The organism is Limnohabitans sp., from assembly GCF_044361645.1.
Taxonomy (GTDB): domain Bacteria; phylum Pseudomonadota; class Gammaproteobacteria; order Burkholderiales; family Burkholderiaceae_C; genus Limnohabitans_A.
In genome coordinates this window covers 1-25,194 of the sequence record NZ_JBIKIL010000029.1, presented here as the reverse complement: position 1 = coordinate 25,194, position 25,194 = coordinate 1, and the positions used below count along the sequence as shown (strand labels likewise).

Below are 25,194 nucleotides of genomic sequence, written 5' to 3'. Positions count from 1 at the left end.
CCATGAGTACCAGCCAACAAGAAGTCGACCGCCTGATCGAGCAGTTTGACCCCGAATCGAGTTTCCGCCGCTTGGCCGGCTGGAGCGCCAAAATCGTGCTGGTGCTGTGCGCTGGCTTGTCGGCCTGGCACTACTACACCGCCGGTTTTGGTCTTCAAAACGAAATTGCCCACCGCGCCATCCACCTGGCCGTGGTGCTGGGCCTGTGCTTTTTGGTGTTCCCGCGTCAAAGACGCCTGCCTGGTCACTGGGAGTGGACCGTGTCGGTGGGTCTGGCGGGTTTTTACCTGTTCATGGGCTGGAGTTTGCTGGACAAGATCACCGAGCCCATCCCCGACGCCATGCGCTACACCTTTTTGGCGGTGCTGGTGGCTTTGGCCGGTTTGTCTTTGCCGTTCAAGCATTTTGACGGCAGCCACACCCACATTCCGTGGCGCGACTGGGTGTTTGCGTCGCTGGCTTCTGGCTTTTCGCTGTACCTCTTGGTCTTTTTCCAGCACATCTACATCGAGCGGCCCGGCCAGCACACACCGCTGGACTTGATGATGGGCGTGATCGCGATTGCCATGGTGATCGAGGCCACGCGGCGCACCATGGGCATCTTCTTGCCGCTGCTGGCCATCGGGGCGATTTTTTACGGCTTGCTGGGGCCCTACTTGCCGGGTGGTCTGTCGCACCGGGGCTACAGCCTGTCGCGCATCGTGGCCCACCTGTACAAGGGCACGGAAGGCATTTACGGCATCCCGGTCGGCGTGGTCGCCACCTTTGTTTTCCACTTCGTGTTGTTCGGCATCATGGCCCAACTGACCGGGCTGGGGCAGCTGTTCGTGAACCTGGCCACCATTGCGGCGGGGCGTTTTTCTGGTGGGCCTGCCAAGGTCAGTGTGGTGTCTTCGGGCCTGTTTGGCATGATTTCCGGATCGGCCATCGCCAACACCGTGACCACCGGCGTCATGACGATTCCGCTGATGAAGAAGGTGGGCTTCTCTCCCCGCTTTGCTGGTGCCGTAGAAGCTTCGGCCTCTTGCGGGGGCCAGATCACCCCGCCCATCATGGGTGCGGCGGCTTTCATCATGGCCGAGACCTTGGGCATTCCGTACAACACCTTGATTTTGGTGGCGATCGTGCCCGCTTGCTTGCACTACTTTGCCATCCTGTACATGGTGCACTTGGAAGCCAAGCGGCTCAAGCTCCAGGGCATGGACCCCAAAGACATTCCCTCGCTCAGCTGGGTGCTCAAAAGTTCATGGCACCTTTTCATACCGCTGGTGGTCATGGTCACGCTGTTGTTGATGCAGTACACACCTTTTCTGGCCGCGTTTTGGGGCATCACCCTCACCGTTGCCTGCTCCTGGATTCCCCGCTTGCTCGGGCCTTTGGGCAAAAACATGACAGGTCTGGCGGTGGGGCCGCGCGCTTTGGTGCAAGGCTTCGAGATGGGGGCCAAAGCCGCACTGGGCATTGGCGCGGCCTGCGCCTGCGTGGGCTTTGTGCTGGGCATCACCACACTGACCGGCATGGGCTTCAAATTCTCGGCCTGGGTGATCGATGTCTCGGGCGTGGCCGCCCAAATGTTCATGGTGCTGGATGTGTTCAACTGGTTTGAGCTCAAACAGGTCACCATTTTGTTTGGCCTGCTGTTCACAGCCATGGCCTGCATCATCATGGGTGCTGGGGTGCCCACCACGCCCACCTACATCATCTTGGCCGCCATCGTGGCCCCGGCTTTGGCGGGGCTGGGTGTGCCGCAATTGGCGACGCACTTCTTTGTCTTTTATTTTGGTGTGTTGGCGGACGTGACACCGCCGGTGGCGCTGGCCGCATTTGCGGCAGCGGGCATTGCACGCAGCGAGCCCATGCGCACCGGCATGACGGCCTTCCGTTTGTCCATGGGCAAGGCGCTGGTGCCTTTTGCCTTTGTTTACACCCCGGCTTTGTTGTTGATTGACTTCACCTGGTCGGCCTTTGTGCTGGCGGCTGTGTGCGCCACTGTGGCGGTGATGGGTTTGGGCGCTGCCTACACCGGGTACATCGGTCGCCCCATTGGCAAACCTGCTTTTTGGTTGCTGAATGTGCTGTCGCTGTCTTTGGTGTTTGCCAACCCGGTGGTGGCGAGCGTGGCCATTCCGGCGGTACTGCTGATTTTGTGGTGGCACAACCGTCCATTGCCGGGCACGGTTTGAGTCCATGGGCATCCACTGTTTCGAACGCGATGAACTGATTGCCACCCCCTGGAAAAATGGGGGCGGCATGACGCAAGAAATTGCTTGCAGTCCGGCCCCCGCAGATCTGCACAGTTTTGACTGGCGCTTGAGCATCGCGCACATCAGCAGCGATGGGGGCTTTTCGGCTTTTCCGGGTGTCGACCGGGTGATCACCTTGCTGGAAGGCGCTGGCGTGCACCTGAGCAGCCCAGACGGTGGCATCGACCATGCACTGAGCACGCCGCTGACACCCTTTGCCTTTGCCGGAGAAGCCGCCGTCCAAGCCCGTTTGCTCGGGCCCCATTGTCACGACTTGAATGTGATGACGCGGCGCGGCGTGTGGCAGGCCCATGTGTCGATCGTCCGTGAAGCAAGGCTGATCTTGCCCGCCAGCGCGGGCATGTTGTTGGCCATGCATGGCCGTTGGCAAGTGCATGGTGTGGCCGATGTTGGCTTACTAGCCCCAACGTACACGGTCCACGCCCGCTCCGGGCTTTGGTGGAAGAACCAACGCTTGGCCTGGCAATGCCACGACATCGAACCCGATGCGGCTTTGCTGGCGGTGTGCTTCACCCGCGCCCTGGCCGCTGAAGACGCGCCACTGACATGAAGGCCGCCTTGTACGCCGAACACGCCCTGCTGCCTGAGGGCTGGGCTCAGCAGGTCTTGTTGCAATGGAACGCGCACGGCCTGTGGCAGGCCATAGATGTGGGGGCCATGCCACCGCCCGGAGTGCCGCGTGCCGCTGGGCCGGTGCTGCCGGGCATGCCCAATTTGCATTCGCATGCTTTTCAACGAGCCCTGGCCGGGCTGACCGAGTACCGCAGCCGTGCGCAAGACAGCTTTTGGAGTTGGCGCACGCTCATGTACCAATTTGCGGCTCAACTGAGCCCCGCGCAACTGGAGGCCGTTGCCACGGGCCTTTATGTCGAGATGTTGGAGGCGGGTTTCACCAGCGTCTGCGAGTTTCACTATCTGCACCACGACGCCCATGGCCACGCTTATGCCGACCCGGCAGAGATGTCGCTCAGCCTGCTGCGCGCAGCCCAGCGCACCGGCATCGGCATGACGCTGCTGCCCGTGCTGTACCAAAACAGTGGCTTTGGGGGGAGCGCGCCCACAGCGGGACAAAGCCGATTCATCCACAGCACCGAGGCCATGCTGCGCTTGCTCGAACGGCTGCAGCCCGTTTGCGATGCCCAATCGACCCGGCTGGGGCTGGCACCGCACTCCTTGCGGGCGGTAACGCCCGAGAGCCTGCGTGAGGTGCTCACGGGGCTGAAGGCGCTGGACGCCAGCGCACCCATTCACATCCACATCGCGGAACAAACGGCAGAGGTCGATGCTTGTGTGGCCTGGTCAGGACAACGCCCAGTGGCCTGGCTGCTGGACCATGCGCCCGTGGATGCACGCTGGTGCTTGGTGCACGCCACGCACATGGACGCACACGAATACCAGCGCGCTGCGGCCTCGGGTGCGGTGGCGGGCCTGTGTCCCAGCACCGAGGCGAATCTGGGCGACGGGATTTTTGAATTCAAGACCTGGCAAAACCAGCAAGGCGCCTGGGGCATCGGCTCGGACAGCCACAGCGCGGTGAACCCGGCCGAAGACCTGATGCTGCTCGAATACAGCCAGCGCCTGTCTTTGCGGCAACGCAATGTGGCGGCCAACGAGCGCCAACCGGACGTAGCCCAAGCCCTGTGGCAAGGGGCTGTGGCCGGTGGTGCGCAGGCTGCGGCTCGCCCAGTGGCCGGGCTGGCCGTGGGGCAGCAGGCCGATTTCATCGTGCTCGATGCCCATCACCCTGCCTTGGCCGGCTTGTCGCCCAACCAGATGCTGGCCAGCCATGTTTTTGCCAGCAGCCGCCAAAGCGCCGTGGCACAGGTCTGGTCTGGCGGTCAGCGGGTGGTGCAAGAAGGCCGCCATGTGCTGCACAGCGAAGCCATGGCGGGGCTGGTGCAAGCCCGCCGTGACTTGCTCAAAACCTGATGGCGCGCTGTTTCAGACCGCGCCAGCCAGCGGCAAATTGAGCAACAGGTTTTGCGGTTTGAGTTTGAGCAAGCCCTGCTCGTTCATGGCCAAGCCCAGATACACCGGCTTGCCTCGCACATCAACGCGCATGTCTTGCGGGTCTTTGAAGCGCAAGCTGAACAGGCTGATGAGTTGCTGCTGGCGCTTGCCGTCCAGCTCAGTACCTTGGTACAAATCGTTGAGCAAAGCGGTGGCCGTGGCGTCCAGACCCACATGCCAGCGCCAGGCGGGGTCGTCGACTTTTTGCACTGGCTCGATCTGCACCGCCACGCCCAAAAAGTGTTGCACCCACAGCGCCAGCACCACCGACAAGGCCTTGAGCCCCGAGCGGGCATTGACCATTTTCAAAATCAAGCCGTGCGGCAATTCGTTCTGGATTTCGTGCGTCATGTCGAGCAAGAAGGCATAGCGCCCCAGGCCTTCGCGCTGCGACAGGTAACGGTCTTCGTTGTCCTTGTGCAGCACTTTCACATCGACCGCCTTGAGCGGCGCGCCGCCTTCCATCAGCAAGCGGCCCATCTCGCCCAGGCCGCCGGTGGCTTGCAAGTTGTCGAGCGTGTCGCTGTCGCCTGAGAGCACACGGCCATCTTGCACGGTGATGCGTTGGCGGCGAAACAGCAGTTCTGCTGCACGCCAAACCCAAGCGCCATCCTGGCCGGTCAGCACATTGCACACGATGGCTTGCACCACCAGATCGATGAACAGGGGCGGCAGTTGGATGTTGCCTGCCTGCTGCCAAGCCATGTAAGCGGACTCGAGCGAGCCTGCGCTTTCCACATCGTCGCGAAAACGCAAAAACAGTTGGTAGTTCTCACGCGCATCGTCGTCTTTGAAAGCCTGGAGTTGCGCGGGCTCAACCCGCATCAAGGGCGCATCGCGCAGGGCTTGGTGCAAACGCTTTTCGGCCTTGCACGACTCGGGCACCAGCGCCAACTCGGGGCGCTCTAACCACAGCCGCCAGTAGTCGGGCGTCGTGCTCAGCCAGCCGCGCGCATTGCGCGTGAGGTGGTGATGGCCGCAGGCGGTCCAGAAGTTGTTCATAGGGCTTGCGGGCTTTGGCCACAGTGCGCCCAACAGGCGTGTTGATGGCGCACAGGGGGTGAAATGAAAGTGAGCATCAAACCCACCTCAGGCCCAAACCACTCGGTTGCTCAGTTCGTTGGGATTGGTCTGCCCGGGCAGCAAGGCAAAGTGCTCTACCAAAAGCGCCGAGACTTCTTCCAAAGCCTGCGTGAGCCCCGTCTCGAAGTCGCCAGAGCGCAGTTGCTCACCCAATCGCTGAACGACGGCTTGCCAATGCGCATCGGGCACATGGCGGCTGATGCCTCGGTCGGCCACGATCTCGACACGGCGCTCGGCCAACATCAAATAGACCAACACCCCGTTGTTGTGCTCGGTGTCCCACACGCGCAGTTTGCCAAACCAAGCAAGCGCGCGCGCATGGATCACCACAGACAAAGGCTCCTCTTGTCCTGCGCGCCACAAATAGCTGTTGGGCAAGGCGGCTTCGACGCACAAAACAATCTCGCCACTGTGCCGGTTTTCGCTGGCTTTGATCCTGTCCCTTAAGCGCTGCGCCATGGCAAGCGGCACGGCCCGCTCAGCGGCATGCTCGGACTGCCAGCGGTGTCGCCACCAACGGGCCCCATGCTTCCAAAGCGACTCGTGCATGTCACCAGCTCCCTGAGGCACCACCGCCTCCAAAATTGCCGCCGCCGCCCGACGAAAACCCACCACCACCACCAGACCCACCCCAGCCGCTGGAACCGTGTCCGCCGCCACCCCAGCCGCCGGAGCCGTGTCCGCCACCACCCCAGCCGGAAAAGTCACCGCCACGCCCACGGCCCGCGCTGCGACGCGCCACAGCACCGGGCAGGGCCTGCATGAAGAGCGCCGACATCAGGCCCAACATGGCGGCAACCACCCCCAACCAGAGCAGGCTGGTCATGCTCCAAACCACCACACCGACCACGCCCCCGGTCCCCATTGCGCCCAAGCGCTGGCCCAGCACCCGGCGCAACACCCCCGCTACGGCAGGCAAGACCACCAGCAACAAAACAAACAAATTCAGCCAATCGACCTCGGCAGCCCCAGAGGGTTTGCCAGCTTGTGCGCCTGCTTGGGGCAAGGGCAAGGCCTCGCCCTCAATGCGGGCCTGCAGATGCGCCAAGCCCTCACGCAAACCGCCAGCCACATCACCCCGACGAAACGCGGGCGTGATCACCTGGTCGATGATGCGTTGGGCGGCCAAGTCGGGCACTGCGCCCTCCAGCGCTTTGGCGGGTGCGATGCGCACACGCCGGTCGTTCAGTGCCACCACCAAGAGCAGGCCATCGCCCACATCGCGACGACCCAGCTTCCAGGTATCGCCCAAGCGTTGGGTGAAGTCGGCGATGTCTTCCGGGGCCGTGCTGGGCAGCACAAGCACCACGATCTGCGTGCCGCGCTGCTGCTCAAACGCCTGAAGTTGCTGCGCCAAGGCTGCCACATCGGCGCCGGACAGGCTGCCGGTCTGGTCCATCACGCGGGCATTCAGGGGTGGCACGGGCACCAACGTTTGCGCCCCTGCGCCCGACACCATCATGACGAAGCCCAGCGCCAAACACAGGCTCCAGCCATGGGCCCAAGCCTTGAGTCCCCCGGCCCTGACCAAGCCAACAGTCCCGCTGAGCGGCGTGCACAGGATCACTTGGCGAAGTCCACTTGGGGCGGCGCGCTGATGACAGCCTCATTGGCCACCGTGAAATTGGCCTTGGGCACATAGCCAAACACCTTGGCCGTCAAATTGCTCGGAAAGCTGCGCGCCAACACGTTGTAAGCCTGCACAGCAGCGATGTAGCGGTTACGTGCCACGGTGATGCGGTTTTCGGTGCCTTCGAGTTGCACCCGCAAATCGGCAAAACCCTGGTTGGCTTTCAGGTTGGGGTATTGCTCAGAGACCACCATCAAGCGCGACAAGGCGCTGGACAATTGCCCCTGCATGGCCTGAAATTGCTGCAGCGCCTGCGGGTTGGTCAGCACCTCGGGCGTGATCTGAAAGCTGGTGGCCTTGGCACGGGCCTCGATCACGCGTGTCAGGGTCTCTTGCTCAAAATTGGCTTCGCCTTTGACCGTGGCCACGATGTTGGGCACCAGATCAGCGCGCCGTTGGTATTGGTTGAGCACTTCGGACCAAGCGGCAGTGGTTTGCTCGTCCAAGCGCTGGAAATCGTTGTAGCCGCAGCCGGTCAGGCTGAGCGCCAAAGTCGCAGTGGCCATCCAGGCGCTGGCGCGCGTCGCAATTCGGTTCATAGAAATATCTCCAAGCTGGGCACAAACCAAAAGATTACAACATGTGCTGGTGCACCGACCAGCGCTCAGGCACATGACCCGCGAAATGGACTAGAAAGCGACTGCGCCTGAACACGCACCTGCATGTCCAATTTCAGAGCTTGGGGGCCAACAAACGCTGCAGGTCTTTGACTCCAGCCCCGCTGAGCTGCACGAAGTTTTTAGGTGAGAAGTTTTTTCTGCCTCGCCACTGTCGCTTGCAGCGGCGCAAAGTCCTTGAACCAAGCACGCACCTCAGCGCACCCATGCGTGTGCATGGGCTTTCAATAAACACATCTGGAACGCCTGGGCGACACGCACCGGTTCTGGATGTTTTCTCAAAATACAGGCGTAGCGACAATGGTAGTTGAGTACCTGTGGTGCGATGGCTTTCAATTGTTTCGCAAGCATCCAAGGTTTGGCATAGTGATCGGGCAAAAACCCCACATATGCGCCCGACAGCACCATGGCCGCCACGGCTTCTTGGTCCGACGCATGTGCGCTGCGCTCGAGCCGATGGACATGGGTGATTTGCATGTTGGGTGAGTGGTAGTCCAAGCCTGCTAGCCGCTGCTCACGCAAATCACGCCACGCCTCTGTGGGCTCGGGGCCCTCAAACCAATCGTGTCCAGGGGCCACATAAAGGAACATTTTTTCATCGAATAGAAAATCGTAATTCAAGGCTTCACTGGGTCGGTGTTCTGGCACCAGCCCAAGGTGGTATCGCCCATCGAGCACGCCTTGTTCAATCATGTGGATCGTGCCCACGTGCAAGTGCAGTTTGACCGTGGGTGCCATCGCCTGAAACATCGCAATGGCTTGCGCCACTTGAGCGGCTGGGTTGCTGATGCATTTTTCAAACATGGCCACATGCAAGTCACCACCCAACTGCGCCTGGATGCCATGGATTTGGCTGCGAAAAACTTGATTGGCATTGAACAGTTCATCTGTGGCCTGATAGACCTTCTCACCTTCCGGCGTGAGTGCAAAACCCGCGCGGCCACGGCGACACAACACCAATCCCAGACGGGTTTCCAAATCCTTGATGTGCCGGCTGATGGTGGAGACGGCCACGTTCAATTCCAGTTCTGCCGCCGAGAGACTGCCGCAATCTGCCACCGCTTTGAAGACACGCAAAAGCCGCAAATCCACATCGCTGACTTGCCCCAATAAAGCTTTGTTTTTTACTTGCATAGATGCTCAAGTGAGTCGGTGTATTTTTGCATTCTTTTTCATCTATTCGAATGCCAAGATGGGTTTTTGTTTGAAACCATCCCCAACATAGACAAGGCCTCACCATGCGCATCGGCGTACCTCAAGAAATAAAGAACCATGAATACCGCGTGGGCCTGACGCCCATGAGCGTCAGGGAATTCGTGGAACATGGACATGACGTGGTGGTGCAAACTGCTGCGGGCGAACGTATCGGCATGACCGACCAGCAGTACATCGCTGCGGGTGCGCACATCGTGGCCAATGCGCAAGAAGTTTTTACGCAGGCCGACATGGTCATCAAAGTCAAAGAGCCTCAGCCACAAGAGTGCGCCATGCTGCGCCCCAATCAAATTCTCTACACCTACCTGCACCTGGCACCTGACCCGGCGCAGACAACCGCCTTGATCCAATCAGGGGCCGTTTGTATGGCGTATGAAACCATCACCGGCCCCAATGGTGGGCTGCCACTGCTGGCCCCGATGAGTGAAGTGGCAGGCCGAATGTCCATCCAAGCTGCCGCCGCGCACCTTGAAAAATCCAAAGGGGGCAGTGGCATTTTGCTGGGCGGCGTTCCCGGTGTACCTGCCGCGCATGTCGTGATCATTGGTGCGGGTGTAGTGGGCACACATGCCTTGCAAATGGCCGTTGGCATGGGTGCGCGCGTGACGGTATTGGACAAAAACGTGGACCGACTGCGTCAACTTGACCTGGTTTTTGGCAACAGCATCCACACGCGGTATTCCAACACCGCCAATTTGGAAGAGGCCGTTCTGGATGCTGACGTCGTCATTGGCGGCGTGCTGGTCCCCGGCGCTGCTGCGCCCAAGTTGATCACGCGTGCGATGGTCTCGCGCATGAAAAAAGGCAGCGTGCTTGTCGATGTGGCGATTGACCAAGGCGGTTGCTTTGAAACCTCTCATGCCACCACACATGCAGAGCCCACCTATTTGCTCGATGGGGTGGTGCATTACTGCGTCGCCAATATGCCTGGGGCCGTGGCACGCACCTCCACCATGGCTTTGAACAACGCCACGCTGGCGCACGGCTTGGCCTTGGCCGACAAGGGCTGGCAGGCGGCATTGTTGCATGACGTTCATTTGCGACAAGGTCTCAACGTGTGTAAGGGCCTTGTCACTTGTGCCCCTGTGGCCCAAGCCTTGGGTTATGACTTCACTGACCCCATCGGTCTTTTGGCCTGAACCGCCTCTTTTTTCATACGGAGCTTGAACATGAATTTAAACGAGCCAGTCCATTTTTCAGACCCTGCCAAACACACCGACCCCAAGTGGTTGGCCGCGCACTGGATGGCCTTCAGCGCCAACCGCAATTTCAAAGCACAGCCCAGAATGATTGTCGGGGCCAAAGGCCACTATTACCAAGACGATCAAGGACGCCAGATTCTCGATGGCCTGTCCGGTCTTTGGTGCTGCGGTCTGGGTCATTCGCGCGCTGAAATCAACCAGGCGGTCAGTCAACAGATCCAGACCTTGGACTACTCTCCGGCTTTTCAGTACGCCCACCCTTTGTCGTTTGAATTGGCCAACCGCATTGTTTCGCACATGCCCGAGGGGCTGAACCGGGTTTTCTTTACCGGCTCGGGCTCTGAGTCTGCCGACACCTCTCTCAAGATGGCACGCGCTTACTGGCGCGCCAAAGGTCAGGCCAGCAAAACTCGCTTGATCGGACGTGAAAAAGGTTATCACGGCGTCAACTTTGGCGGCATTTCTGTGGGGGGGATTGGCGGCAACCGGATGGCATTTGGCCAATCGATTGAAGCCGATCATCTGCCACACACGCAACCCGCTGCGGGCTCCTTTCACAAGGGAATGCCCACGCAAGGCGCAGAGTTGGCCGATGAGTTGCTCCGTTTGATCACCTTGCACGATGCCTCAAATATTGCAGCGGTCATCGTTGAGCCGTTTTCGGGATCAGCGGGTGTGGTTGTCCCCCCTGTCGGTTATCTGCAGCGTCTGCGAGACATTTGCACCGCGCACAATATCTTGTTGATTTTTGATGAAGTCATCACGGCCTTCGGCCGCTCGGGCGCATGGACGGGCGCGCAGGCATTTGGCGTCACACCCGACATCATGAACATCGCCAAACAAATGACCAATGGCACCCAACCCATGGGGGCCGTGGTTGCCAAACAAGAGATCTACGACACCTTCATGGGCTTGGGCGCACCTGAGTACATGCTGGAATTTCCTCACGGTTACACCTATTCCGCGCATCCTGTGGCCTGTGCAGCCGCTTTGGCCTCGTTTGATTTATTGGAGCGCGAAGACGCGCCAGCCCAAGTCCGCGCCATTGCGCCCAACTTTGAATCCTCGGTCCACAGTCTGCGCTCGGCCAGGCATGTTCAAGACATTCGCAACTTTGGTTTGGCTGCGGGCATCACTGTGGCTGCCTTGCCAGGTGAACCAGCCAAGCGCCCTTATGAAGTGGCCATGGCCATGTGGCAGCGCGGTTTTTATGTTCGTTACGGCGGCGATACTTTGCAGTTGGCACCGCCCTTTGGCATCAGCCGCGATGAGCTTGACAGCTTGGTCAACGCCTTGGGCGACTGCTTGAACGCTTGTGATTGAGGTCATGGCCTTCATCGCGAAGCCAGTCCTTTCGATCTCGACTCGGCAATGAAAAAGCGCCCTTGAAGGGGCGCTTTTTCGTTCGGTTATGGCTGCGCTTTAATCCAGTTTCGCCATGGCTTTGTCAATCGCTTCGACCATCTCATCCGCATGGGCCTTTGTCAAGGTCAGGGGCGGGGAAATGATGAAGGTGTCCGCCAGGTTGCGAATCAACACGCCTGACTTGCGGCACTCGTCCGAAATGCGGGCCCCCACATTGAGCGAAAGATCAAGGGGTGCTTTGGTCTTTTTGTCCGCCACCAATTCAATCGCGATCATCAAGCCCTGTCCGCGCACCTCGCCCATATAGCGGTGCTTGTCTTGAATGGATTTGAGACGGTCAATGAGATAGGTGCCCACTTCTTTGGCATTCAGATGCAGTTGCTCTTTCTCTGTGATTTCCAAGTTGACAATGGCTGCTACGCAGGCCAGTGGATGTCCCGCATAGGTGTTGCCATGGTAGAACGCAGAGGCGCTGAATTGGGTGTCGTCTTTGGTGACAAAGGCGTCACAAATGCGGGCATTGGCCATGGTCGCGCCCAAGGGAATGTAGCCACTGTTGATGCCCTTGGCAAACACCATCATGTCGGGCTTGACACCCCAATGGCGAGAGCCCATTTCCGAGCCAATGCGGCCAAAACCTGTGACCACTTCGTCTGCAATCAACAAAACACCATGCCGATCACAGACCTCGCGAACCAGTGGCCAAAAGTTGGCTGGCGGAACAATCACGCCACCCGCGCCTTGCACGGGTTCGGCCACAAAAGCGGCCACCGAGGAAGGCCCCTGGTATTCAATTTCCCGCTCCAGCAAGGCGGCGCACAGCCGTCCCAATTGCTCTGGCTCGCTGGTGAAGGGGTTGCGGTAGGTGTAAGGCGTTTCGACTTGGACAAAGCCGGCCATCAGGGGCTCATACGGCGAACGGTAAGCCGTTGTGCCATTGGCCGACAAGGCCCCTAAGGTGACGCCGTGGTAGGCGCGTTTTAAGGAAATGATTTTGTGGCGCGTGGGCTGTCCCACCTGGCGCCAATATTGGCGTGCCAGTTTGAAGGCGGCCTCGTTGGCCTCGGAGCCACCCGACGAATAAAAAGCACGCTCCATGCCTTCTTGTGCCGTCCAGCGGCACAACACATGGGACAAGTCAATGGCCGGTTGGTTGCTGGTGCCGCCAAAGATGGAGTAAAAACTGATGCGGTCCAGCTGTTCGCGAATCGCCTCTTTGATTTCAGGGCGGTCATGCCCGACGTTCACGTTCCACAGACCCCCTTGACCATCGAGGTAGCGCTTGCCGTTTCGGTCATACACATAAACCCCTTCGCCTCTCTCAATCACCAAGGGCGGACTTTTGGCCAAGTGGGTTTGGTTCGCAAAGGGGTAGAGCATGTGACGGGTGTCATGCTGTGCGTCAAGTTGTATATCGCGTGTGTTCATTTTCAATCTCTAGGTAAGGTCAAACGCCATTCAGTGCGCGTTCAAACGGTTCTTCAAATGGGTGACCAATTCTTCGGCTTTGCGGATCAAGCTGTCTTGGTGCGGTTGCAATGCCTGCCCCCCCCACAAATCCATGTGGTCAGTCATGGGGTCCACGACGCTGGTGCGGATACCGGAGAGCGTCTCCAGGACGGCCAGGCCACAAAAAGGGACGTAGCCTTCCGAATACCCACCCTCATGGGTCATGGCCAATCGACCGCCACACAAGCGGTTGGCGGCATCCACCATGCGCTGCGCCAGGCGGCGGTAGCAGGCGCTGTTGAGCATCATCATGCCCATGGGGTCCCAACCGGAGGCGTCAAATCCGGAGGTCACAACAATCAGATCCGGTTTAAATGCTTCTAAAGCGGGCAGCACCACGCGGTCAAAAGTCGCTTCGTAGGCACCTGTGCCACTGCCAGGTGGCAAGGGGATGTTGATGTTGAAACCATCCCCTTGGCCACGACCCGTGTCCGTCATGGGGCCGCTGTTGACGGGAAACAAATTGTCTTGGTGCACCGAGAGGGTCAGGACGGACGGGTCCTCATAAAACATGGCTTGTGTGCCATTGCCGTGGTGTACGTCCCAGTCCACCACCGCGACGCGCTCTACTTTGCCCTCAGCTTGCAAGCGGCGTATGGCGATGGGCGCGTTGCCGAATAAGCAGTAGCCAGAAGCCGCATCGGGTTCGGCATGGTGGCCGGGCGGACGCACCAGGGCATAGCAATTTTTCACCTGGCCTTGCATCACCGCGTTGAAGGCTTGGTAAGTGCCGCCCGCTGACAACAGCGCGATTTCATAGCTGCCACGGCCAATCGGTGTGAAGGGGCCTGCATCCATGCCGCCGATTTTGCTCAGGTCTTGGATGTGCTTGAGGTAGCGCGGGGTATGCACCCGCAGCACATCGTCGGTGCTGACCGGGATGGGCTCGATCATCTGCAATTGCCGCGCCAGACCGCTGACATGCACCAAGCTGTTCAAGCGCCGCTTGGTGCCCGGCGCCTCCACATGCAGACCCGGCTCTACAAAATCGCCCGTCGGCACCATTTGCGCACCGGTGCCTGTGTCGTGCCACAGGTAGTGTTCATGAAATATATAGCCCGTTTTCATTGTTTCATCTCCCCTTTTCTAATTTCTGATGGCAAGCCGTGGACTCGGCTTTACAAGGTGATCCAAACACCTTTGGATTGGGTGTAGGACACGATGGCCTCCATGCACTTGTCGCGGCCATTGCCAGACTCTTTCCAGCCGCCAAAGGGCATTTGCATATCGCCATCCATGTAGCTGTTGACATACACCATGCCGCACGCCGCATCCCGCGCAAAGCGCAGTGCTTTGTCCACATCGCGCGTCCAAATGCCGGCCGCCAAACCAAAGCGGCTGTGGTTGGCCATGCGCAGCGCATCTTCAAAATCTTCGGCCACCATCACGCAGGCAACAGGACCAAAAATCTCTTCTTGCGCCACGCGCATCGAATTGTTCACCTGGCTGAAAATGGTGGGGCTGACATACGCGCCCGCTTCCAAGCCCTGAGGCGCTTGGCCGCCCAACTCACAGTGGGCACCCTCTGCGCGGGCGATGTCGATATAGCCCAACACGCGCTGCTGATGCTCGCGGCTCACGAGTGGGCCCATTTGCGTCGCTGGATCCAAAGGATCACCTGGGCGATGCAGTTCATTGGCTTTGCGCCGCAGCGCTTCGATGAAGTCTTTTTCGATGCCGCGCTCGACGATCAAGCGCGAACCGGCGCAGCAGACTTCGCCCTGGTTGCCAAACACGCCCATGGCGGCCCATGTCGCTGCCAACTCCAGGTCTTTGACATCGGCCATGACCACATGCGGCGATTTGCCGCCGCATTCGGTGGTCACCTTTTTCATGTTGGACTGCCCGGCATAAATTTGCATGAGCTTGCCCACTTCACCTGAACCGGTGAACGCGATTTTGTCCACATCCATGTGCAATGCGAGGGCTTGACCACACTCTTCGCCCAAGCCCTGCACCACATTCAAGACACCAGGTGGCCCGCCTGCTTCGACGAATAAACGCGCCAGCAAAGGGGCGCTCAAGGGCGACTGCTCAGCGGGTTTCAAAACCACCGAATTGCCTGCCGCCAAGGCCGGCGCAATTTTCCACAACGTCATCAAGAAGGGGTAGTTCCAAGGCACGATACAAGCCACCACACCCAAAGGTTGGTGGAGCACATAACTCAACACATGGTGCGCTGTGCTGCCAACACGGCCGCTCAATTTGTCAATGCACTCCGCTGTAAACCGCAGGCACAGCAGGCCCAAGGGAATGTCAACGTTGAGCATTTCAGAAATGGGCTTGCCCATGTCCAACGTGTCAAGCAAAGCAAAATCATCGCTGTGTTGTTCAATCAAATTTGCCCAGCGCAGCATGAGCGCCATCCGCGCACGCGGTGCCATCCGCGACCAGCTTCCTTTTTCAAAAGCTGCGCGTGCGGCTTGGACTGCGGCATTCACATCCGCGCTTTGGCCCCGCGCCACCTGCGTCAAAATGTTTTGGTTGGCGGGATTCACCGTGGGAAAAGCGGAATTTCCCTGCGCATGCACAAAATGCCCATCGATGAAGTGGCGGCCCTCTAAGTGCAAAGCAGAGGCCAGTTTTTTCCAATCTGAATTGCTTTTAGGGGCTGTACTGACAGATACGCTCATGACGACTTCCTTGGTCAAATAACAATGGCATGGGTGGTTTCAGCTTGGCTTGGTGGCGTTTTGCAGCGAACGCGTCCGTCGCCACCATTGCTGCAGATCCTGCAGACGACCCAACAGACCTTGAGGCATCCAGACCACAGATGCCGTGATGATGAGTCCCAGGCCCAATGTTCGGAACTCTCCCATTTCGCGCATCAATTCATCGGCAGACATCAAGACCAGCGTACCCACGATCGGACCCCAAAAATTGCCTGTGCCGCCGACCACAGCGATAGCAATGATGAAAAGAAACTGGGACATAGAAAGGACGCCCGGACCAATGGCTTGGAAATGTGCTGCATAGATGCCGCCGGCCAGTCCTGTAAAAAAAGCTGAAAAAGCAAACACCAGCAATTGAGATTGAAAGCGATTCACACCCCGTGCCACCGCGTAGCCAGGGTTGTCACGCAATGCTTTAAAAGCCAAGCCCATGGGGCTGTGGATGATGAAATAGGTAAACCCGCTGCACAGTGCAAAAAGGGCCACCACAATGGCGTAATTCCCCCATATCCAATGGCGCCCCAACAGCTCGCGCATACCCAGATCACCGAACCGAGCAAAACCCACTGCGCCACCGGTGAATTGCCTGCACTGGTTCCCCACCATGGTGAAGCATTCGGTATCAGACACGATCAACACATACATGGCTTGTGCAATGGCCAGCGTCAGCAAGGAAACGTACACCCCTGCCAGTCGCAAACAAGCCAAGCCGATCAGGACCGAGATCGCCGCCGTTCCAAGCGCCGCCGCTACGATGGCCATCAGCATTGGCCATGCCAAGTAACTGGCCAGCATGGCCGTGACATAACCACCAAGTGCAAAAATTGCCATTTGCGCCAGCGAAAAAATGCCCGCAAAACCAAACAACAAATTCCACTGTGTTGCGATGATGGCGTAGAACATGGCCAAGATGACCTGCCCAATGATGTAGCGACTGTCAATCAACAGGGGCAATGCCAACAAGACAAAAGACAAAAGAACCGCAATCTTGAGGTCCGTATTTCGGGTCATTGATGCATTCACACGCAAAGATGAACCCAGTTGGGCAGGTGATGTCATAGCGCCTCTTTGTGCTCGATTTACAAACGTCGTACCTGTACACGGCCAAATAGGCCGGTAGGACGCCAGATCAGTACCAAGATGACCAGCGTTAACAACACCGGAAACCCCCAACGGCCACCAAAAACATACTGGACCATGGCTTCTATGAAGGCCAGTGCAAACGCAGCCAATACGGCGCCTGGCAAATTGCCCAACCCGGCCACCACGCACATGATGAAAGCTTTGAGCATCGGGTCAGCACCTAAAGTCGGCGACAACTGGGTGATGGAACTGACCAAGCAACCACAAATTCCTGCCAAGGCGCCGGAAAACATCAGTACTTGGAGATACACACGTCCTACTGGGATGCCCAGCAACTGCGCCGCATCGCGGTTTTGTGTTGTGGCACGTATGGCGCGCCCGGCACGGGTATGCTTGAGTACATAGGCGGTTACGCCCATCAACATCAAGGCGACCACAATCACCACCACGCTTTGATAAGGCACGCCTTGCTCGCCCATCTGAAGCATCCCGTCCCATTTCACGGGTTGGGACAGTGGTTGACCACCAAAGGTCAACAAGAGGCCATTTTCGAGCGCGGTACCCAAGCCCACCGTGGCCATGAGTACGGCCGTTTCGAAACTGGCGACATGCGTGTGCAACAAGGGCTTGACTACAAACACATACAAAACAGCACCGACCAAGGCACCAGCGCCTAGCGCTGCCAAAAAGCCTATTGGGCCTGGCAAACCCATCTGTCCGACGACGGCAAAGGCCGCGTAGCCGCCCAGGGTCAACATGGCGCCGTGTGCCATATTGAGCATGCCCATAGACCCCCAAACCAAGGACAAACCTAAAGTTGCCAGTGCATACATCGCACCTGAGGTCAAACCCGAAATCGCAACCGATATGAAAATATCCATCATGTCTGACTAACCCCCCAAATAAGTTGCGAGCAATTCATCGCGCCTTAACAACTCATCGGGCGGTCCTGACCAAACGATGTGTCCGTCGTCAAGCAAATGCATTTCATCGGAAAGCTCAGCCACCCGTGCGGGGTTTTCCTCTACAAGCAAAATACTGCGCCCCGAAGATTTGAGTGCGCCTATGGCTTCGTATATTTGATCGATGACCAACGGCGCCAGGCCCAAAGAGGGTTCGTCGATGAGGAGCAATTGCGTTCCCATCATCAGGCCGCGCGCGATACCCACCATGCGTCGCTCGCCACCTGAAAGCGTAGATGCAGTTTGAACGCGTCTGCTCGCTAATTTTGGAAAAAGGCGATAAACCTCTTCAAAGCGCAGATCAATTTGCGCTTGTTCAGTGGTCAAGTAAGCACCCATCAGCAGGTTTTCTTCGACCGTCATTTCAGGGAATAGCAAATCGCCTTGCGGAATGTGGGCGACCCCCAAGCCGGCAATGGCGTGAGCGGGCATCCCTGTCAAATCCTTCTCTCCAACCCTGATACGACCGCTGCCTTGCTGCGTCAAACCCGAGATGGTTTTGAGTAAGGTCGATTTGCCATGGCCATTGGGCCCCACGACAGTGACCAAATGTCCAGCAGGCAAGCGCAAGGAAACATCGCGAAGTATGGTCAGGCCACCATAACCCGCAGTGACTCCATCAAGTTCCAGTGCAGCATCGTGCTTAAGGCGAAGCATGTTGACGCCTTTGAAAATATTGATTTAAACGCTGGCTGGTGCCATCTCCCAAGTAGGTATCGACTACCGTCGGATCCTTGGCGACGTCTTGTGGCAAACCTTCAAACAGCTTGCCCCCGTGGTGCATGATGATGACGGTGTCAGAAAGCTCAAGCAAAAACCGCATCACGTGCTCGATCAAAACAATGGTCACGCCTGTGGCTTTGATCTGTTTGACCAAGCCCATGATTTGATCAATTTCATCGGCAGCCAAGCCACCGACCGGTTCGTCTAAAAAAAGCACGCGTGGCTGGGTGGCCATGGCACCAGCGAGCATCAGCAACTTTCGCTCAAGCACTGTCAAGCTGCTTGCGACTTGGTTTGCTTTATGGGACAGGCCCACGAATTCCAATGACTGCGTGACATTGGCCTGCGTCGCAAGGTCCAGCCTCCAGGGTGGCAGCACTCTTTTTGCTTGCCCATAGCAAGCCGCCACTTGAACATTTTCTCGCACAGTCATCCCTTCAAACGTCGCATTGAGTTGAAATGTTCTGGCGATACCCAGTTGGCAAATACGATCCGCGCTCAAGTCACTGATGTCTTGCTCGCCTAACCAGACCCGCCCCGATGAAGCCGCAGAGACGCCGGTGACCACGTCGAAAAAGGTGGTTTTACCGGCCCCATTGGGCCCACCGATACCCAGCACACTTCCCGCCGCGACCTCGATTGAAAAGTTGTCCACTGCAGTCAGCGAGCCAAAATGCTTGGACACACCTTCGCATCTGAAAACCACCTCGGCTCCCTGAACCGAGGTGCTTGCAACATGTTGGCTTACTTGATCCATGGCGGCATGACGAAGGTATTGGTCGCATACAACGCAGGTCCAATCAGCCTGGCATCGGTTTTGAAATCCTGATGTTGAAGGAACTGGTGTGGCATTCCCAGTGATGGATCATTGGTTTGCGTGGGATAGCAATATGCCGACTGTCCGGCGGGGTTATAGCGGCAAGTGCCGTTCACACCACGGTAAATGAGACGGCGCATGGCAGCTGCGACACGCTGCATGCCTTTTTTGTTGCCTGGTTCACTCGCCCCCCCGGCAATGGCCGCAGCCAAGGCCCAATGCCACAAACCGTCATAGGTTTGGGAGCCCGTCAGGAAAGCCGCATTGGGTCCATATTTCTTGCGGTAGTTGGCCCGAAAGGCGGCAGAAAAAGCATCGGGCAAACAGCCCACCACGGTCGAATAAATGACCCCATTGACGGATGCGCCACCAATTTCACGGAAAGGCGGCAAGGATGGCCCATATTGCATATAGATCAAGCTTTTTGTCGGCTGCCGCGAAAACTGCAACATGAATTGGGCCAAGTCTTGCGCCAAAAAGTGGGTAATCGCGATCGCAGCTGGCGGGTTTTGACGCAGCTTTGCCAGGGTCGGACCCCATTGCGTTGTGGGGAATGGCACAGTTTCAAATAAGCTGATTTCCCATCCGTATTCAGCTGCTTTGGTTTTGATGGCGTTGGCAATCGTGATCGGGTATTCGCCAGCTGACGCAATGATGGCCAGTTTTTTATTGGTGGGGGCCCATTTTTTGGATTCCGTCAATTGCTTGAAAAAATTCAGCACGCCCACGCCATACCAATACTCTGCAGGATCACCTTGAAAACAACTGTAATAACGCTCTGGCTTGCTGTTGAATTTATTGTCGTGTGAAAGCACGGTGTTGTAGTGCAAGAACATGACATCGTTGTCAGCCGCCACATCCATTTCAACCATATTGGTGCCGAGGTTGTAGCCATTGATGATCACCGGTGCTTTATGGCGATCAATCAATCGCTGCATCGCTTGGGTCACGATGTCGGCACCCATTTCTTTGGTGTCCTCGATTTTGATTTCAAGCATTTGCCCGAGTACACCTCCTGCTGCATTGATCTCTTCAGCTGCCATTTCCAAGCCACGCTTGAATTCAATGCCGTCTGCAGCCGCAAAGCCTGACATAGGCAAAGCAGACCCAACCGTGACTGTTTTGCCTTGTTGGGCATGGGCAGACTGGTTAAGGCTGGCCAGCAGGCCAGCGCCCACGGTCCCTGCTGCGAGTGTTGAACCCAATACCGATCGTCTATTGACCATGTTGTCTCCTTTAATTGATTGATCAAACAAAAATGTGTTCAAGGTCCATGCGCTCAATGGCTCGAGCGATGGACAGAACCTGGGCGTCGGCGCCGCGTGCGCCAATGATTTGCAAGCCAATGGGCAGGAGGCTCCCGGAATCCAGTCGCTTGCTTGCGCAAGGGATGACACAAGCGGGTTGTTGACTGAGGTTCAAGGGATAGCTGAACCCAGCCCACTGCGTCCACCGCTCTAAACCACTGCCACTGGGCACTTCCAAACCGGCCTGGAATGGCAGTACCGCCACAGCTGGCGAGATAACAACATCCAACTGGGACAACATACGGTCCATGGCGGCACCGAAGTTGGCGCGGCGCACTTGATAAGCCACCAATTCAGGGGCCGACATGCGCGCCCCGCTTTGTGAAACATGAACCAGCCCCTCATCCATATCGGAATAATGCGCTGACGCAATAGGGCTCAAGCGGTTGGCCGCACCTGCAAACCAATGCGCCTGAAAGACCGCATGCACATCCTCCTCGGGCAAGGAAATGGGCTCTATGCTGGCGCCTGCGGATCGCAAGCGGTCTATTGCCAAATTCATGGCCAAGGACACATCCGGGTCCAGATGGCCGCCAGGCGGTGTAGACCAAAATCCAATGCGCACTTTGGCCAGTTGAGCGTCCTTTAATTGAAAATCGCCCACTGTTTGGTAAGCCTGCGTCCAATCCCGCAAGTCTCGCCCGGACATGGCGCTCAACATGGTGGCCACATCTTCGACTTTTCTGGCCATGGGCCCCACATGCGCCACGGTGCCAAATGCGCTGGAGGGATAAGCCGGCACCACACCGAATGTGGGTTTGTGTCCAACGATGCCGCAAAAAGAAGCGGGGATGCGGATTGAGCCGCCACCATCGGTGCCCACATGCAACACCCCCGCACCGGTAGCGGCTGCTACTGCCGCACCACCCGATGAGCCGCCGGCAGTCATCTCTGGATGCCAAGGGTTACGGGTGATTCCAAAGGCTTTGCTGTCTGTGACCGCCTTCCAGCCCATTTCTGGTGAGGTGGTGACCCCTACAAAAACCGCGCCATTCGCACGCAGATTGCGCACGCAGGGTGCGTCATCAGCGCAAGGCTCAGATGCCGAGGTCAGACTGCCATACCGGATGGTTCGGTCTTTGAACCAGATCAAATCTTTGATCGTGGTGGGCACACCATCAATGGGAGACAAAGGGGCACCTTGACCCCATCGCTTTTCTGAGGCCTTGGCCAAATCCAAGGCACCTTGATGATCAATCAAGGTAAACGCATTGAAGCGGGCCTGCACCTCTTGGGCGTGTTGTAAAACGGATTGGGTCACCTCAACCGGAGAAAGTGCGCCTGAACGGAACTGCGCAATCAGTTCGGCTGCACCCAGTTTGCAAAGCTCTGGCGCACTGGACAGGGGGACTTGAAAGGTCTTGAAGCTCATCGTGTTGTCTCTGACTTTTATGAGGATTAATTCCTCTTAACTGCATAGTGAAGTACCTTTATTGCTGTGTAAAATGCATTGTTTATTACTATTAGATTTATTTTATGTATCAGCTGTGGGGAGGCCATTGAATTGAAACTGTCTCTTCGACAAATTCGTTACGTGTGCGAGGTCGCCAGGCTCGGCAGCATCCGGGCCGCTTGTTCAAGCCTGCACATATCGCAGTCGTCTGTTTTTGCAGCTATCACCTTGGCAGAGGACGAACTCGGCGCCGCCATCTTTGATCGGCGGCCCGCGCGTGGTGTGCAAATGACCCCCGCAGGTGAGCGCTTTGTGCTGGCTGCACGCGTTTTCCTGGAAGCGAATATGGAGTTTGGCCGGATGGTCAACGGCTTGTCCAAGGGGGCGCCTCAGAGTCTGCGCATCGGATGCTTTCAGCCGTTTGGCTCGCTGTTTCTGGCCGAGTTGCTCAAGCAATATTCAGATGCTGTGGGCCAAATCAGCATCCAATTGTTTGAAGGTGATCAAAACCAGTTGCACGATTGGTTGAACACGGGGACAGTGGACATGGTCGTCACCTACAACATCGGCACCAGCTTTGGCAGCGATGCCCACACACCCATCTGCAAAGTGCCGCCACATGCCATTTTGTCTGCCAACAATCCACTTGCTCAACAGGCTCAAATTTCCATCGCGGATTTGGCCAAATACCCTTTGGTTTTGCTTGATCTACCGCAAACCTCCACCTATTTGATGACCCTTTTTGAGGTGTTGGCGGATCGGCCAAAAATCAGCCTGACGACACGTTCTTACGAAACCGTGCGCTCAGCCGTTGCAGCTGGTTTTGGGGTGTCCATCCTCAATATGCGCCCCACAAACCATGCCATGGCCGATGGGCCTCATTTGGTCAGGAGACCGTTGACAGATGACTTTCCTGCGCCCCACTTGGTGGTGGCCGACATCTACGGCGCATCCAAACCTCAGTTTGTCAAAACCTTCATACAGATGGTGCGCCAGTATTTTCTGACCTTGGGCCCCACAGGTTTTGCTTTAACGACTCCTGAGCGGAGTAAAGGGCTGTTTGACTTCAGCAAAAGTTGAAGCAGCGAATTTTGTTTTGAAAAAACTTGCCCCGTGGGCAGCGGGGCCAGTCTATCGACCAGATCAGTTTAAAAAGTTGACCTGCATTTTCATAGGTTGGGGGCCAGCAAACGCTGCAGGTCTTTCACCTCGACCTTGCTGCGCCGGGCCAGGTCTTGCACCTGGTCCTCGCCCACTTTGCCCACGCTGAAGTACTGCGCCTCGGGGTGGGCCAGGTAAAAACCACACACGCTGGCCGCAGGGGTCATGGCCAGGCTTTCGGTCAGGCCCATGCCAATGTCTTGGCATTGCAGCAACTCGAACATGGCCTGTTTGGCGCTGTGGTCAGGGCAGGCCGGGTAGCCGGGCGCGGGGCGGATGCCTTGGTACTTTTCGGCGATCAGGTCTTGGCTGCTGAGCGCCTCGCCCGCCGCGTAGCCCCACAAATCGGTGCGCACTTTGCGGTGCAAACACTCGGCCAGCGCTTCAGCCAAGCGGTCGGCCAATGACTTGAGCAGGATGGCGCTGTAGTCGTCGTGCGCGGCCTCAAAAGCCTCAGCTCGTTTGTCGGCGCCGATGCCTGCGGTGACAGCGAACAGGCCCACATGGTCTGGCGCTGCGCCTTGGGGCGCGACGAAGTCGGCCAAACAACGGCTGGGGCGCATCACACCTTGAATGGCTTGTTTCTCGGTTTGTTGGCGCAAGCCGCGCCAGGTCATGGCCACTTGCTGACGAGAAGCGTCGGTGTAGAGCGCGATGTCGTCGTCATTGACGCTGTTGGCAGGGTACAGGCCCAGCACGGCATTGGCCGTGACCCAGCGGCCTTCGACGATTTTTTTCAGCATCGCCTGGCCATCGGCATACACCTTGCGGGCTTGCTCGCCCACCACCTCGTCATCCAAGATGGCGGGGAAAGGCCCGGCCAAATCCCAGGTCTGAAAGAAGGGGCCCCAGTCGATGTACTGCGCGATCTCGGCCAGGTCGTAGTTCTTGAACACACGCCGACCAATGAACTTCGGGGGAGTGGGCACGCCTTGGGTCCAGTCGATCGGCATCTTGTTGGCGCGGGCCTGCGCCAGCGTCCACATGGGGGTTTGTTTTTTGTTGGCGTGCTGCTCGCGCACCTTGGTGTAGTCGGCGTTGAGCTCGGCGATGTAATTGGCCGCTTGCTCGGACAACAGGCCCTGCGCCACGCTCACGCTGCGCGAGGCATCGGGCACGTAGACCACCGGGCCACTGTAGTGGGGCGCGATTTTGACGGCGGTGTGCACGCGGCTGCAGGTCGCGCCACCAATCAACAGCGGCATTTGGCGGTCGCGAAAGTACGTGTCTTTTTCCATCTCGCCCGCCACGTACTGCATCTCTTCCAAGCTCGGCGTGATCAGGCCAGACAGGCCAATGATGTCGGCGTTCTCGGCCTTGGCTTTGGCCAAAATTTCGTGGCAAGGCACCATCACACCCATGTTGACCACTTCAAAGTTGTTGCACTGCAAGACCACGGTGACGATGTTTTTGCCAATGTCGTGCACGTCGCCCTTGACGGTGGCGATCACGATCTTGCCCTTGGCTTTGACGTCTTGGCCCGCCGCTTCTTGCGCGAGTTTTTCGGCCTCGATGTAGGGCAACAAATGCGCCACGGCTTGCTTCATCACGCGGGCGCTTTTGACCACCTGCGGCAAGAACATCTTGCCTTGGCCGAACAAATCGCCCACCACGTTCATGCCGTCCATCAGCGGGCCTTCGATCACGTGCAGCGGGCGACCGCCCTTGGCCAAAATCTCTTGGTAAGCCTCTTCGGTGTCGTCGCTAATGAAGTCGGTGATGCCGTGCACCAGCGAATGACTCAGGCGCTGCGCCACGCCCACGGGTGCATCGGGCGTGCCGCGCCAAGCCAGTTTGGTGCTCTCGTCTTTGGCCGCGCCTTTGGCGCTGTCGGCCACTTCGATCAGGCGCTCGCCCGCTGTCAGCGGCGACTCGCCCGGCTTGTAGACGGGCGTCCTGTTCAGCACCACGTCTTCCACGCGCTCGCGCAGCACCGGCTCGAGGTCGTCGTACACGCCCACCATGCCGGCGTTGACAATGCCCATGTCCATGCCCGCTTGAATCGCGTGGTACAAGAAGACGGTGTGGATGGCTTCGCGCACCGGGTCGTTGCCACGGAAGCTGAAGGACACGTTGGACACGCCGCCCGACACCTTGGCACCCGGCAGGTTTTGCTTGATCCAGCGCGTGGCCTCGATGAAGTCCACCGCGTAGTTGTCGTGCTCTTCTATGCCGGTGGCG

General features: G+C 58.0%; 21 protein-coding genes. 6 read left to right on the top strand and 15 right to left on the bottom strand.

Features of this window, described 5'->3' with window-relative positions; genetic code table 11:
• Positions 1-2: 2 nt before the first annotated feature.
• Genes ACIQ39_RS06495 through ACIQ39_RS06485 form a run of 3 tightly spaced genes read left to right on the top strand, consistent with a single transcriptional unit; the run spans position 3 to position 4,193 of the window.
• Positions 3-2,183, top strand: a complete 2,181-nt coding sequence (locus ACIQ39_RS06495; protein WP_396433796.1) for a TRAP transporter permease — start codon at positions 3-5, stop codon at positions 2,181-2,183.
• 4 nt (positions 2,184-2,187) lie between these two features.
• Entirely contained in the window at positions 2,188-2,814 is a 627-nt protein-coding gene (locus ACIQ39_RS06490) for a HutD family protein (RefSeq protein WP_396433795.1), read from the top strand.
• Positions 2,811-4,193, top strand: coding sequence for a formimidoylglutamate deiminase (locus ACIQ39_RS06485; RefSeq protein ID WP_396433794.1), 1,383 nt, complete (start codon positions 2,811-2,813; stop codon positions 4,191-4,193). The genes ACIQ39_RS06490 and ACIQ39_RS06485 overlap by 4 nt, the downstream gene beginning before the upstream one ends.
• A 12-nt stretch (positions 4,194-4,205) precedes the next feature.
• On the opposite strand, the gene ACIQ39_RS06480 is transcribed toward ACIQ39_RS06485, so the two are convergent.
• From ACIQ39_RS06480 to ACIQ39_RS06460, 5 genes are all read right to left on the bottom strand, one after another.
• A complete protein-coding gene (locus ACIQ39_RS06480; RefSeq protein ID WP_396433793.1) occupies positions 4,206-5,276 on the bottom strand; it encodes a DUF6352 family protein in 1,071 nt (356 codons plus the stop codon).
• 87 nt (positions 5,277-5,363) lie between these two features.
• A complete protein-coding gene (locus ACIQ39_RS06475; protein ID WP_396433792.1) occupies positions 5,364-5,906 on the bottom strand; it encodes a TPM domain-containing protein in 543 nt (180 codons plus the stop codon).
• Position 5,907: 1 nt separating this feature from the next.
• Positions 5,908-6,924 carry a TPM domain-containing protein gene (locus tag ACIQ39_RS06470; protein WP_396433791.1) on the bottom strand — a complete coding sequence of 339 codons (1,017 nt, stop codon included), beginning with the start codon at positions 6,922-6,924 and terminating at the stop codon, positions 5,908-5,910.
• Positions 6,921-7,526 (bottom strand): LemA family protein, encoded by a 606-nt coding sequence (locus ACIQ39_RS06465; protein ID WP_396433790.1) that lies wholly within the window; start codon positions 7,524-7,526, stop codon positions 6,921-6,923. Before ACIQ39_RS06465 ends, ACIQ39_RS06470 begins: the two co-directional genes overlap by 4 nt.
• 273 nt (positions 7,527-7,799) lie before the next feature.
• Positions 7,800-8,738, bottom strand: coding sequence for a LysR family transcriptional regulator (locus ACIQ39_RS06460; protein ID WP_396433789.1), 939 nt, complete (start codon positions 8,736-8,738; stop codon positions 7,800-7,802).
• 104 nt (positions 8,739-8,842) lie between these two features.
• Between ACIQ39_RS06460 and ald the strand changes: the two genes are divergently transcribed.
• Positions 8,843-9,958 carry an alanine dehydrogenase gene (ald, locus tag ACIQ39_RS06455; protein ID WP_396433788.1) on the top strand — a complete coding sequence of 372 codons (1,116 nt, stop codon included), beginning with the start codon at positions 8,843-8,845 and terminating at the stop codon, positions 9,956-9,958.
• A 30-nt stretch (positions 9,959-9,988) separates the two neighbouring features.
• Positions 9,989-11,344 (top strand): aspartate aminotransferase family protein, encoded by a 1,356-nt coding sequence (locus ACIQ39_RS06450; protein WP_396433787.1) that lies wholly within the window; start codon positions 9,989-9,991, stop codon positions 11,342-11,344.
• A gap of 99 nt (positions 11,345-11,443) precedes the next feature.
• On the opposite strand, the gene ACIQ39_RS06445 is transcribed toward ACIQ39_RS06450, so the two are convergent.
• From ACIQ39_RS06445 to ACIQ39_RS06405, 9 genes are read right to left on the bottom strand one after another with little or no spacing between them, the layout of a single operon-like run.
• On the bottom strand, positions 11,444-12,814 hold the full coding sequence (locus ACIQ39_RS06445) for an aminotransferase class III-fold pyridoxal phosphate-dependent enzyme (RefSeq protein ID WP_396433786.1): 1,371 nt from the start codon (positions 12,812-12,814) through the stop codon (positions 11,444-11,446).
• Between the two features lie 30 nt (positions 12,815-12,844).
• Positions 12,845-13,963: a class II histone deacetylase gene (locus ACIQ39_RS06440; RefSeq protein ID WP_396433785.1), complete on the bottom strand. Its 1,119-nt coding sequence runs from the start codon at positions 13,961-13,963 to the stop codon at positions 12,845-12,847.
• A gap of 50 nt (positions 13,964-14,013) precedes the next feature.
• The gene (locus ACIQ39_RS06435) at positions 14,014-15,528 is read right to left on the bottom strand and encodes an aldehyde dehydrogenase family protein (protein ID WP_396433784.1); all 1,515 of its coding nucleotides are present in this window, start codon (positions 15,526-15,528) and stop codon (positions 14,014-14,016) included.
• A gap of 39 nt (positions 15,529-15,567) precedes the next feature.
• Positions 15,568-16,740, bottom strand: a complete 1,173-nt coding sequence (locus ACIQ39_RS06430; RefSeq protein ID WP_396433783.1) for a branched-chain amino acid ABC transporter permease — start codon at positions 16,738-16,740, stop codon at positions 15,568-15,570.
• Positions 16,647-17,534, bottom strand: coding sequence for a branched-chain amino acid ABC transporter permease (locus ACIQ39_RS06425; protein ID WP_396433782.1), 888 nt, complete (start codon positions 17,532-17,534; stop codon positions 16,647-16,649). The genes ACIQ39_RS06430 and ACIQ39_RS06425 overlap by 94 nt, the downstream gene beginning before the upstream one ends.
• 6 nt (positions 17,535-17,540) lie before the next feature.
• A complete protein-coding gene (locus tag ACIQ39_RS06420; protein ID WP_396433781.1) occupies positions 17,541-18,269 on the bottom strand; it encodes an ABC transporter ATP-binding protein in 729 nt (242 codons plus the stop codon).
• On the bottom strand, positions 18,256-19,092 hold the full coding sequence (locus ACIQ39_RS06415; protein WP_396433780.1) for an ABC transporter ATP-binding protein: 837 nt from the start codon (positions 19,090-19,092) through the stop codon (positions 18,256-18,258). The genes ACIQ39_RS06420 and ACIQ39_RS06415 overlap by 14 nt, the downstream gene beginning before the upstream one ends.
• Complete coding sequence (locus tag ACIQ39_RS06410; protein ID WP_396433779.1) at positions 19,080-20,420, bottom strand: ABC transporter substrate-binding protein; 1,341 nt, start codon at positions 20,418-20,420, stop codon at positions 19,080-19,082. The genes ACIQ39_RS06415 and ACIQ39_RS06410 overlap by 13 nt, the downstream gene beginning before the upstream one ends.
• Positions 20,401-21,831, bottom strand: coding sequence for an amidase (locus ACIQ39_RS06405; protein WP_396433778.1), 1,431 nt, complete (start codon positions 21,829-21,831; stop codon positions 20,401-20,403). Before ACIQ39_RS06405 ends, ACIQ39_RS06410 begins: the two co-directional genes overlap by 20 nt.
• A gap of 132 nt (positions 21,832-21,963) precedes the next feature.
• Between ACIQ39_RS06405 and ACIQ39_RS06400 the strand changes: the two genes are divergently transcribed.
• On the top strand, positions 21,964-22,932 hold the full coding sequence (locus ACIQ39_RS06400) for a LysR family transcriptional regulator (RefSeq protein WP_396433777.1): 969 nt from the start codon (positions 21,964-21,966) through the stop codon (positions 22,930-22,932).
• 89 nt (positions 22,933-23,021) lie between these two features.
• On the opposite strand, the gene ACIQ39_RS06395 is transcribed toward ACIQ39_RS06400, so the two are convergent.
• Positions 23,022-25,194: vitamin B12 dependent-methionine synthase activation domain-containing protein (locus tag ACIQ39_RS06395; RefSeq protein WP_396433776.1), on the bottom strand; the 2,173-nt coding region annotated here is incomplete at its 5' end.

Coding starts and splice junctions, on each gene's coding strand:
- ACIQ39_RS06425 (WP_396433782.1), bottom strand. CDS start 17,534: ATGATGGATATTTTCATATCGGTTGCGATTTCGGGTTTGACCTCAGGT.
- ACIQ39_RS06490 (WP_396433795.1), top strand. CDS start 2,188: ATGGGCATCCACTGTTTCGAACGCGATGAACTGATTGCCACCCCCTGG.
- ACIQ39_RS06460 (WP_396433789.1), bottom strand. CDS start 8,738: ATGCAAGTAAAAAACAAAGCTTTATTGGGGCAAGTCAGCGATGTGGAT.
- ACIQ39_RS06475 (WP_396433792.1), bottom strand. CDS start 5,906: ATGCACGAGTCGCTTTGGAAGCATGGGGCCCGTTGGTGGCGACACCGC.
- ACIQ39_RS06445 (WP_396433786.1), bottom strand. CDS start 12,814: ATGAACACACGCGATATACAACTTGACGCACAGCATGACACCCGTCAC.
- ACIQ39_RS06465 (WP_396433790.1), bottom strand. CDS start 7,526: ATGAACCGAATTGCGACGCGCGCCAGCGCCTGGATGGCCACTGCGACT.
- ald (WP_396433788.1), top strand. CDS start 8,843: ATGCGCATCGGCGTACCTCAAGAAATAAAGAACCATGAATACCGCGTG.
- ACIQ39_RS06450 (WP_396433787.1), top strand. CDS start 9,989: ATGAATTTAAACGAGCCAGTCCATTTTTCAGACCCTGCCAAACACACC.
- ACIQ39_RS06485 (WP_396433794.1), top strand. CDS start 2,811: ATGAAGGCCGCCTTGTACGCCGAACACGCCCTGCTGCCTGAGGGCTGG.
- ACIQ39_RS06405 (WP_396433778.1), bottom strand. CDS start 21,831: ATGAGCTTCAAGACCTTTCAAGTCCCCCTGTCCAGTGCGCCAGAGCTT.
- ACIQ39_RS06440 (WP_396433785.1), bottom strand. CDS start 13,963: ATGAAAACGGGCTATATATTTCATGAACACTACCTGTGGCACGACACA.
- ACIQ39_RS06415 (WP_396433780.1), bottom strand. CDS start 19,092: ATGGATCAAGTAAGCCAACATGTTGCAAGCACCTCGGTTCAGGGAGCC.
- ACIQ39_RS06480 (WP_396433793.1), bottom strand. CDS start 5,276: ATGAACAACTTCTGGACCGCCTGCGGCCATCACCACCTCACGCGCAAT.
- ACIQ39_RS06420 (WP_396433781.1), bottom strand. CDS start 18,269: ATGCTTCGCCTTAAGCACGATGCTGCACTGGAACTTGATGGAGTCACT.
- ACIQ39_RS06495 (WP_396433796.1), top strand. CDS start 3: ATGAGTACCAGCCAACAAGAAGTCGACCGCCTGATCGAGCAGTTTGAC.
- ACIQ39_RS06435 (WP_396433784.1), bottom strand. CDS start 15,528: ATGAGCGTATCTGTCAGTACAGCCCCTAAAAGCAATTCAGATTGGAAA.